Genomic DNA, 10,360 nt, shown 5'->3' with positions numbered 1-10,360 from the left:
ATGGGCGGATGGCCGCCCCCCCGCTCCTACAAATTCATGGGAAATCAAAGTTGTCGGGGTAACACTCCTCCGGCACCCGAATAAACCGCTGGAAGATGGACTCTATATTGCCGCATACCACATCGCCCAACGCCAGCTCACACCTCTGCAACTGCGCCCGCAGCCGTTCCGGTGTCAGCAGCTGCTGCAGCTCGCGGGCACGGGGCGCGTAGCTCAGGTGCCAGCGCTCCGGCGCAACGCCGCCACGGTCTTCGGCGTAGGGGCGAAACAGCCCGTAGCTGCGGCCGGCGGCGATCTGCGCATCCAGCCAGCGGTGGAAAGGGCCGAAGATACCATTGTCGGCAACCTCCTGCGGGCTCAGTTGCAGGCGGTAGTCCGCGGGCATCGCCGCCGCGTCCACCACATCGAAATCGGTACCCCAGTGATGGCGGGAGGCGCCCGGCAGCGCCGACCAGCGCAATATAGCGAAGGCGGCCTGCTCTGGCGACAGTTGCGCCATATCCAGCGGTTCGCCGGCGCTGTCGAGCACCGGTCTGCTGCCCGCTACCTTGTTGTTCCAGATAGTGCGTTGACGCTCGAAACTGCGGAAACCGGAAACCACCAGGGGATCGAAACCCGCCATCTGCGCATCCGCGCTCAGCCGCTCGAACGCCACCAGTGCCTCCGGGTGCAGCAGTTGCCCGGAGCGCGGCTCGAGGATGACATGGTCGTCGTCCAAGCCAAAAAGCATTCGCTGCAATGGCGCCTCCAGCATCTCATTCTCCCCGGTTGTCCGCAGGCAAAGGTACCAAACCCGACTACATTAGATACACCACGCAAACAACCATATCATTGGGACGGATTCCCAAAGACCCAATAATCGCCAGGACCGGCGTCTGTTGACACTGAATTGGATAGCCCCGATTTGGCCTTCGGTCGTTTTGTGCTATGTTGCCGGGCGCGGCTGCGGGACCTGCCGGGCAAAATGGAAGTACAACCAGTTAGGGATGAACTGCATGCACCCGAGTCAATCAGAGCTGTTACAACTGAAAAACCTGGGCCTCGCCTCTGTCAATATTCTCCACTCCATCGGTATCCGCTCCTGTGAGGACTTGCGCCGGATCGGCCCGGTAGGCGCCTTTATCAGCATCCGTAACCGAGGCATCAACGTCTCCCGTGTCCTGCTCTACGCTCTCCAGGGGGCGCTGCTGGACGTGCACTGGAATGAGCTGGACCCGGACCTGAAGGCGCGCCTGGCCAGCGAAGCGGACCGGCTGCTGTCCTCACAGGGCACCGAATAAAAGACCGGCTTGACCCCAGGTTGAAAACACTTCCGGCGGCCCTATCTAAACTTTCCCTGAGATAACTAACTCTCCTCTCTCCCTAACAAAGGGGGAGAGGGGACCGTCGGGGTGAGTAATTACCCTGAAAAAGTATTTTTGGAGAATACCATGTTGCGCATTGGTCTCTTTTTGCTGACCAACTTTGTGGTGTTGGTACTGGTTGGCATTGTATTCAACTTGCTGGGCATCCGGGGCATACTCCAGGCCAACGGCGTCGACCTGAACCTGCCGGCCCTGCTGCTGATGTCCGCCATCTTCGGCTTCGGCGGCGCCTTGATTTCCCTTCTGCTGTCCAAGACCATCGCCCGCGCCACCACCCGCACCCGGGTGATCGAACGGCCGCAGACCGCGGACGAGCAGTGGCTGGTGGACACGGTGCGCGATCTGGCGAAAAAGGCCGGCATCGGCATGCCGGAAGTGGGGGTATTCCCCATGCCCCAGGCCAACGCCTTCGCCACCGGCTGGAACCGCAACAGCGCCCTGGTGGCGGTGAGCGCCGGCCTGCTGCAACGCTTCAACCGCGACGAGGCGCGCGCGGTGATCGGCCACGAGATCGGCCATGTGGCCAACGGCGATATGGTGACCCTGGCGCTGATCCAGGGGGTGCTGAACACCTTTGTGATATTCCTGTCGCGGCTGGTGGGCTTCTTCGTCGACCGGGTGGTGCTGCGCAACGAGCAGGGCCTGGGCATCGGCTACTTCGTCACCTCCATCGTCATGAACATCCTGTTCGGCTTCCTGGCGATGATGGTGGTGGCCTGGTTCAGCCGACGGCGGGAGTACCGCGCCGATACCGCCGGCGCCGGCCTGGCCAGCCGCGGGGCCATGATCTCCGCCCTGACCCACCTGAGGACGGAGGCGGAGGCGGGGCGCGAACAGCCCCTGCCGAGCAATATGAAGGCCTTCGGCATCTTCGGCAACTCTCTGGGCGCGCTGATGGCCAGCCATCCCCCCCTTGAGGATCGTATCGCGGCCCTGCAAAAATAGGCATCCGAACCGAACGGCACTAAGTTAAGCCAAGAAGCTTGATGCGAAGGGCCTGGTGCCGGGGCTTCTTTGCGGGACTGTGACTCGGACCATCCCTGGTCCTCGCCCTTCGGGCGCCTCCGGCGTCCAAAACGGTTCCTGCCGTTTTGTCTGCGAGAGGGACCTCGCGGACAAGCCTACAGGGAGGTATTCACGGGGGGGCGCCTAGCCCGTGTCCCGCAAAGAAGCCCCGGCAGCAGGTTCGCCCCAAAGCCTTAACTTAGTACCATTCGCACCCGAACCAACTGACTCTCACAGGTGCCATGAGCCGATTCTTTTCCCTTCTGGCCGCCGGGTCGCTGCTGTTGCTGGCGGCCCTGGCGGCATCCGCCACCCCGCTGCCAACCTTCTCCACCGACGACGAGCGGAACACCATGCAGGTGTTCAACTTCGCCAGCCCCTCGGTGGTCTACGTCACCAACGAGACCGTGGTGCGCGACCGCTGGACCCTGCGCCTGCACACGGTGCCCAAGGGCGCCGGCAGCGGTTTTATCTGGGACGAGCAGGGGCACGTGGTCACCAACTTCCACGTGATCGAGGGCGCACGCAAGGTCACCATCACCCTGCAGGACCGCAGCGAGTGGCCGGCGGAGCTGGTGGGCTCGGCGCCGGAAAAGGACCTCGCGGTATTGAAAATCGAGGCGCCGGAAGAGTTGCTCACACCGCTGGTGGCAGGCACCTCCGGCGACCTGGCGGTGGGCCGGAAGGTGCTCGCCATCGGCAACCCCTTCGGGCTCGACACCACCCTGACCACCGGCGTGGTCAGCGCCCTGGGGCGCGAGATACAGGCCGCCAACAACCGCACCATCCGCAATGTGATCCAGACCGACGCGGCCATCAACCCGGGCAACTCCGGCGGCCCGCTGCTGGACAGCCGTGGCCGGCTGATCGGCGTCAACACCGCCATTTACAGCCCCAGCGGCGCCAGCGTGGGCATCGGGTTCGCCATCCCGGTGGATACGGTGAAGAAGATAGTGCCCGAGCTGATCGCCCACGGCCGCCTGGTGCGCCCGGTGCTGGGAATCCAATCGGCCCCGGACCAGTGGGCCAGCCGCTACGGCTTCGAGGGTGTGGCGGTCCTGCGCACCGCCCCGGGAATGCCGGCGGAGCGCGCGGGTCTGCGCGGCGTCTATCGCACCAGCCGCGGCGGCTGGCAGCTTGGGGATGTGATAGTGGCGGTGGGCCGGCAACCGGTGCGCAACTACGACGACCTGATGAACGCGCTGGAAAACCATCGCGTCGGTGAGGAGGTGGAACTGAGTTACCTGCGCGACGGGCAAGAGCATCGCACTTCCGTTACACTCGCGGCTCCCGAATGAGTGACAAGTGTAGGATGCGCCGCGCGCACCGCTCGGCTCAACGGTGCGCGACCGCCATGGATGGCGGAAGTGCAGAAAATGCAGGGAGCAATTTTCTGTCACGGCGCACCCTACAGAGTGAATCGCGCCATCCATGGATCACCAACGGCGTCCGAATTTCTCCCGACAAATTTGTTCCGATTTTATGCAGAAATACTTTCTTTGCCGTTACGACGAACTAACCGAGGGTCAGTCCAGGGGGTTTTCCGTGGGCCCCTCATCCGAACAGGGCGTCGCGGGCATCGGCAATGTGTTCGCGGTGATGAAGGATGGCGAGGTCTACGCCTACAGAAACCACTGCCCCCACCAGGGGATCAACCTGGACTGGCAGCCGGACCAATTCCTGGACCCGGAGGGGGCGCTGATCCAGTGCGCCTCCCACGGCGCCCTGTTCCTGATCGAGACCGGCGAATGTATTGCCGGCCCCTGCGCCGGCGAGGCGCTGATGCCGGTGCCGGTGGAGCACAGTCCGGAAGGACTGTACGTTCTGCTCGCCGACTGATCGCGCTTTCTCTTTCCTGTAGGAGCGGCGGGGCGGCCATCCGCCCATGGCCGCGATCGATGGTGCTACGAAGCTGGATCGCTGATTCGCGCCATCCATGGCGCTCACCCTTCGGGCGCCTTCGGCGTCCAAATTTGTTCCCAACAAATTTGTCGCGGCCATGGGCCGCTCCTACAGGGTTGAATTCACTCGAAAAGGTACCGGCTTACCCAGGGCAATCTCATCGGCGCTTATGTGCGCCTGATAGGCAATCACCTCCACCCCCGCCGCCAGCGCCGAATCCAGGGCGGCGGCATAGCCCGGGTCTATCTCCCGCGCCGCCGCCACCGTTTCGATCCCGGTGTGCTGCACGCAGTAGAAGAGCACCGCGCGCACGCCGCCCTCTGCGAGCGCCTGCAGTTCGCGCAGGTGCTTGGCGCCGCGGCTGCTGACCGCGTCGGGGAAGAGCCCGCGAGCGCCCTCGGCGAGGGTGACGTTCTTCACTTCCACATAGCAGGCCCCGGCCGGCCCGGACAGCAACAGGTCGATACGGCTGTTTTCGCTGCCGTAGCGCACCTCGCGGCGCAGGGTTTCATACCCCTGCAACTCCGCGACAACCCCTGTGCCAATCGCCTCCTCCACCAGGCCGTTGGCACGCCCGGTATTCACCCCCGCCAACGCCGCCTCCGGGGTGGTGGTAATTTCCAGGGTGTGGCGGTACTTGCGCTTGGGGTTGCCGGAGTCCGAGTACCAGCAGGGGGTGTTTTCCGCCCAGCAGTTTTTCATCGAGCCGGTATTGGGGCAGTGAACGGTCATCAACTCGCCGGCTTCGGTCTCGATATCAGCGAGGAAGCGCTTATAGCGGCGCAGCAGGGTGCCCCGCTGCAGGGGTGGATTAAACTTCACTGATAGATACCTGATGACAATCCGGGCGCCACAAAATACTACACCCGGCCGCGGTGTGGCGACCCCGACCGCTTTACAGCACCCGCGCCGGCTACCGGTGAGCTCCCACACACCCCGCGCACAACATTTTGTGGCGCGAACCGCAGAGATTTGGTAGCTTCCTCGCTCTCGGTCGCCGGGGTGGTGCCTTCCGCTCAAAAAAGCACCAGCCGGGAAGATTCCGACTAAGCTAGATTGAATTTGGTGGTGGTGCCCCCATATCCGGGGGCCCGTATACAAAGAGAGGCAACGACTATGCCCAAAACTGCTGCGAGCACCGATTCTCTGCACGGCTTTGAGCCCTATAAGGAGAAGAAGGGCGAAGAGTATATGAATGAGAAGCAGCAGGAGCATTTCCGCAACTTGCTGTTGGCCTGGAAGGCCGAGCTGATGGCGGAAGTGGACCGCACCGTTTCCCATATGAAAGACGAGGCAGCCAACTTCCCGGACCCGGCGGATCGAGCCAGCCAGGAAGAGGAGTTCAGCCTGGAACTGCGCACCCGCGACCGCGAGCGCAAGCTGATCAAGAAGATCGATGCCACCATCGAACTGATCGACCAGGACGACTACGGCTTCTGCGAAGCCTGCGGCGTGGAAATCGGCATCCGCCGCCTGGAGGCCCGCCCCACCGCGACCCTGTGCGTGGACTGCAAGACGCTGGCGGAAATCAAGGAAAAGCAGATTTCCGGCTAATTTTGTCGGGACTCGGGACTCGAACAGAATACCGAAACCCGATGCGAAGGCCCTGATGCCGGTGGCGCTTTGCGGGACTGTCGGCGAGAGGGACCTCGCCGCCAAGCCTCCAGGGATGGATTCACGGCGTGTCCCGCAAAGCGCCACCGGTAGCAGGGCCGCCCCTGAACCCGATTAAAAGCGCTGTCACCAAAACCACCCTTGGATAAATTCCACCCCTACGTTGGCCGCTTCGCCCCCTCCCCCACCGGACCGCTGCATTTCGGCTCCCTGGTGTGCGCCCTGGGTAGCTACCTGGACGCCGTGGCTCACGGCGGGCACTGGCTGGTGCGTATGGAGGACCTGGACCCGCCGCGGGAGGAACCTGGCGCCGCCACGCGCATCGTCAAATCGCTGGAGGCCCACGGCCTGCACTGGCACGGTCCGCTGGAGTGGCAGAGCGGGCGCCACAAGCTCTATGAAGCCACCCTGGCGGAACTGGCGGCGAGGGAACTGATCTACCCCTGCCACTGCTCCCGGGCACAGATCCGCGCCGCCGGCGGGCACGACAATGCCCGCTGCCGGGGTACCCGGGAGGAACAGGGCCCCAGCGCCCTGCGACTGATATGCACCGGCGGCGAGGAGCACTTCGTCGACCTCTGGCGGGGCGCACAGACCCAGGCGATCGCCGAGGACACCATCCTCAAGCGCCGCGACGGCCTCTACGCCTACCAGTTGGCAGTGGTGGTGGACGATATCGACCAGGGTGTAACCCATACCGTGCGCGGCGCCGACCTGATCGATACCACTGGCGCCCAGCAGCGGCTGTTCCGCCTGCTGGGCGCACCGCCGCCGCAGTTCGGCCACCTGCCCCTGGTGATGGGGCCCGCGGGCCGGAAGCTCAGCAAGCAGAATCACGCCCCGGCGATAAACGACGCCAGCGCGCCGGAAAACCTGTGCATCGCACTGGGCTTTCTCGGCTTTCGCCCACCCGGAGAACTGGCGCGGGAAGAGCCGGAACATATTCTCAAGTGGGCCGCGGCGCGCTGGCAGCGCCACCAGGTGGATATGCGCGATCGGCAACTCGATTTTTCGGGACCCGGGACCCGGGACCCGGGACCCGCCACTTGAAGAATCCGCTGCATATTTGCTCCCGCATCTGGCGCCTATTAACATCTTCTGCCTGCGGCAAACAGGAGAGAACAGTTTTCCCATGACCACGTCCAGCTTTGTCTTACGCTATACGAGTTGGACCCGGAATCCGGCCTTCACCGGGTCCCGGGTCCCGGGTCCCGGGTCCCGACACCCATGACCAACCGCACTCTGTTAATCCTGCTGGTACTGGTGGGTTACGTCTTCTCGCCGACGATCTTTACCTGGATGATCAACCCGTCCGGCGCCTGGTACCGGCCGTTTATCCTCTGGTTCGTGCTGATTCTGCTGGCGGTCTTTATCCAACTCCGGCGCAAGTCCAATGAGCTTTGAGGTAGGCCATATCGCGCTGATCGGTGTGGCCTATATCGCCGCGCTGTTCTTCGTCGCCTTCGCCACCTCCAAGGGCTGGCTGCCGGCGCGCTGGGTGCGCCACCCGCTGATCTATGTGCTGTCGCTGGGGGTATCGCTGTCCGCCTGGACCTTCTACGGCATCGTGGACCTGGCCTGGCAATACGGCTACGGCGTGCTGGCCTACTACCTGGGCACCGGCGCCATGTTCCTGTTCGCACCAGTGGCGCTGGAACCACTGGCACGACTGGCGCAACGCTACCAGCTCACATCGCCGGCTGACCTGCTGGTGTTCCGCTATCACAGCCGCGAGGCGGGAACCCTGGCCACCCTGTTCCTGCTGCTGGGCCTGCTGCCACTGATCGCGCTGCAGATACAGGCGGTATCCGAGACCCTCGCGCTGCTGTCCCGCGACAGCGTGGCGGCGCTGGCCCTGGCGGAGAGCGGCGTCACCAGCAAGAACCTGATCGCCTTCTTCTACTGCGTGCTGCTGGCGGTATTTACCAGCATGTACGGCGCCAGCGGTGAGCACCGCGCCGGCCTCGCCAGCGCCATGGCGCTGGAGTCGGTGGTCAAGCTGGTGGCGCTGCTGGCGGTGGGCTTCTACGCGGTATACGGGGTCTTCGGCAGCCTCGGCGGCCTGGACCACTGGCTGGCACAGAACAGCGATATGCAGCAGTTGCTCTACACCCCCATCAAACAGGGCTCTTCTCACACGCTGCTGCTGGTGTTTATCGCCACCGCGGTGGCCATGCCGCACATCTTCTACCTGAGTGTCGCCGAGCGCCCGACGGCGCAGGCCTTGCGCACCGCCAGCTGGGGCTTTCCGCTGTTCCTGCTGCTGATGGCACTGCCTATCTTCCCGATTATGTGGGCCGGCTTCGCGCTGGATGTCACCGAGCCGGTACAGTACTTCGCCCTCGCCGTGCCCCGGGCCAGCGGCTCCGCGCTGCTCACGGTGCTGGCCTTTGTGGGCGGGCTCTCCGCTGCCACCGGGGCGCTGGTGATGATCACCCTGGCGCTGTCCACCATGGTGATGAACCACTGGCTGCTGCCGGGCACCCGCTGGCACTCGGAGGACAATATGTACCGCCAACTGGTGTGGCTGCGCCGCGCCCTGGTGGCGGCGCTGTTCCTGGCCGGTTTCGGCTTCTACCTGCTGCTCAACAATCGCCTGGCGCTGTCCGACCTGGCACTGCTGGCGTTTATCGCCTCCCTGCAGTTCCTGCCGGGCATCTTCGCGGTGATCCATTGGCCGCGGGGCAATAAGCGCGGCTTTATCGGCGGCCTGCTGGCGGGGATGTTCGTGTGGGCGGGGGGACTGCTGCTGCCGTCGATGTTCGGCGCCAGCGGCATCACCCTGCCGGGTACCGGGATACAGATACCCCTCGGCATGAGCATCTGGACCCAGGTCACCACCCTCTCGCTGGGGGTCAATGTGCTGCTGTTCGTGGGGCTTTCCCTGTTCACCCGCAGCAGCAGCCTGGAACAGTATGCGGCGGACCTGTGCAGCGATGACACCCTGAGCCAGGCCCTGCGCCTGGAAATGGACGTGGAGTCGACCGCGGACTTCCGCCTGCGCCTGTCCGAGAGCCTGGGCGCCGCCACCGCCAACCAGGAGGTGAACCGCGCCCTGCGCCAGTTGGGGCTGCCCGACGGCGAGCGCCGCCCCTACGCCCTGCGCCAGTTGCGCAACAAGCTCGAGGCCAACCTGTCCGGGCTGCTGGGCCGGGTGCTCGCCGGGCAGATCATCGACCGCCACTTCCCCTTCAAGAACAGCGGCCAGCCGGCCAACAAGGACATCCACCTGATCGAGACCCGACTCAGCCGCTACAAGAACCAGCTCACCGGCCTGGCCGCGGAGCTCAACAACCTGCGCCTCTACCACCGACAGATGCTCGAGGAGCTGCCCCTGGCGGCCTGCTCCCTGGGCCGCGACGGCGAGATACTGCTATGGAACTACGCCATGCAGGATCTCACTGGTATCGCCGCCAGCGAGGTGATCGGCTCCAAGCTGGACTACCTGGCGGAGCCCTGGCGCGCGTTGATGACCGAATTCGCCCAGTCCACGGACGCCCACCGCTTCAAGCAGCAGGTGGACCTGGACGGCAACAGTCACTGGCTGAACCTGCACAAGACCCACCTCAAGAGCCGCCGCAGCGCGCGCGCGCGAAACGGCGAGCGCAGCGACGGCCAGATGCTGCTGCTGGAGGACATCACCGAGACCCAGGTGCTGGAGCAGGAGCTGATCCACAGCGAGCGCCTGGCCTCCGTGGGCCGGCTGGCGGCGGGTGTGGCCCATGAGGTGGGCAACCCGGTCACCGGCATCGCCTGCCTGGCGCAGAACCTGCGCTTCGAGTCCGACAGCACCGAGGTGCGCGACACCGCCGACCAGATCCTCAGCCAGACCCAGCGCATCAGCCGCATAGTGCACTCACTGGTGAACTTCTCCCACAGCGGCAGCCATGACAGCGGCGGCGAGCGCGCGCCGGTGGACCTCTACGCCTGTGTACAGGAGGCCGTGCAATTGCTGTCGCTGCAGCGGGACAAGACCCAGGTGACCTTCGACAACGCCGTGCCCGCGAACCTGATCGCCCCCGGCGACAACCAGCGCCTGATCCAGGTGTTTATCAACCTGCTTAGCAACGCCCGCGACGCCAGTGAGGACGGCGGCCACATCCAGATCGAAGGCTACGCCGAGCGCGGCTCCGCCTGCGTGGCGGTCACCGACGAGGGCCCCGGCATTTCCCCACAGCATCGCGACCGCGTCCTCGAGCCTTTCTTCACCACCAAGGAGCCGGGCCAGGGTACCGGCCTGGGGCTGGCGATGGTGTACAGCATCGTGGAGGAACACGATGGTCAGCTGGAACTGGTCAGCCCCGCCAACCCCGAGACCGGGCGGGGGGCGCGGTTTATCGTGCAGCTTCCCATATCTAATGCGGAATGATGAATGCGGAATAAGTGCGCTGCAGCCCCCGATCTTGGGCCCCTGCACCCATTCCGCATTCCGCACTCCTCTGTGGGTTGCATCGAAACGCCCGACAGGTAACACT

At 64.5% G+C, this 10,360-nt stretch carries 10 protein-coding genes; 8 read left to right on the top strand and 2 right to left on the bottom strand.

What is annotated here, in order from left to right; genetic code table 11:
• Nucleotides 1-34: 34 nt before the first annotated feature.
• Entirely contained in the window at nt 35-754 is a 720-nt protein-coding gene (locus ACRC0P_RS03500; RefSeq protein ID WP_438628402.1) for a M15 family metallopeptidase, read from the bottom strand.
• Nucleotides 755-995: 241 nt separating this feature from the next.
• Between ACRC0P_RS03500 and ACRC0P_RS03495 the strand changes: the two genes are divergently transcribed.
• From ACRC0P_RS03495 to ACRC0P_RS03480, 4 genes are all read left to right on the top strand, one after another.
• Complete coding sequence (locus ACRC0P_RS03495) at nt 996-1,280, top strand: TfoX/Sxy family protein (RefSeq protein WP_438628401.1); 285 nt, start codon at nt 996-998, stop codon at nt 1,278-1,280.
• 150 nt (nt 1,281-1,430) lie between these two features.
• A complete protein-coding gene (gene htpX / locus ACRC0P_RS03490) occupies nt 1,431-2,309 on the top strand; it encodes a protease HtpX (RefSeq protein ID WP_438628400.1) in 879 nt (292 codons plus the stop codon).
• A gap of 302 nt (nt 2,310-2,611) precedes the next feature.
• Nucleotides 2,612-3,667 carry a S1C family serine protease gene (locus ACRC0P_RS03485; RefSeq protein ID WP_438628399.1) on the top strand — a complete coding sequence of 352 codons (1,056 nt, stop codon included), beginning with the start codon at nt 2,612-2,614 and terminating at the stop codon, nt 3,665-3,667.
• Nucleotides 3,668-3,851: 184 nt separating this feature from the next.
• Nucleotides 3,852-4,208, top strand: coding sequence for a Rieske (2Fe-2S) protein (locus tag ACRC0P_RS03480; protein WP_438628398.1), 357 nt, complete (start codon nt 3,852-3,854; stop codon nt 4,206-4,208).
• Nucleotides 4,209-4,379: 171 nt separating this feature from the next.
• Here the strand turns inward: ACRC0P_RS03480 and sfsA are convergent, their stop codons facing one another.
• Nucleotides 4,380-5,093, bottom strand: coding sequence for a DNA/RNA nuclease SfsA (gene sfsA / locus ACRC0P_RS03475; RefSeq protein WP_438628397.1), 714 nt, complete (start codon nt 5,091-5,093; stop codon nt 4,380-4,382).
• Nucleotides 5,094-5,387: 294 nt separating this feature from the next.
• On the opposite strand from sfsA, the gene dksA reads away from it, so the two are divergent.
• The 4 genes from dksA to ACRC0P_RS03455 all read left to right on the top strand — a co-directional run bounded on the left by dksA (nt 5,388) and on the right by ACRC0P_RS03455 (nt 10,254).
• Nucleotides 5,388-5,825, top strand: a complete 438-nt coding sequence (dksA, locus tag ACRC0P_RS03470; RefSeq protein WP_438628396.1) for an RNA polymerase-binding protein DksA — start codon at nt 5,388-5,390, stop codon at nt 5,823-5,825.
• A 201-nt stretch (nt 5,826-6,026) separates the two neighbouring features.
• Nucleotides 6,027-6,935 (top strand): tRNA glutamyl-Q(34) synthetase GluQRS, encoded by a 909-nt coding sequence (gluQRS, locus tag ACRC0P_RS03465; RefSeq protein WP_438628395.1) that lies wholly within the window; start codon nt 6,027-6,029, stop codon nt 6,933-6,935.
• Between the two features lie 177 nt (nt 6,936-7,112).
• Nucleotides 7,113-7,289, top strand: coding sequence for a hypothetical protein (locus tag ACRC0P_RS03460; RefSeq protein WP_308366214.1), 177 nt, complete (start codon nt 7,113-7,115; stop codon nt 7,287-7,289).
• Nucleotides 7,279-10,254 carry an ATP-binding protein gene (locus ACRC0P_RS03455; RefSeq protein ID WP_438628394.1) on the top strand — a complete coding sequence of 992 codons (2,976 nt, stop codon included), beginning with the start codon at nt 7,279-7,281 and terminating at the stop codon, nt 10,252-10,254. Before ACRC0P_RS03460 ends, ACRC0P_RS03455 begins: the two co-directional genes overlap by 11 nt.
• The last annotated feature ends 106 nt before the right edge of the window (nt 10,255-10,360 follow it).

It is taken from the genome of Microbulbifer sp., assembly GCF_051659245.1.
Lineage (GTDB): Bacteria > Pseudomonadota > Gammaproteobacteria > Pseudomonadales > Cellvibrionaceae > Microbulbifer.
The sequence above is the reverse complement of the archived record's forward strand: the minus strand, read 5'-3'. Positions and strand labels throughout refer to the sequence as shown.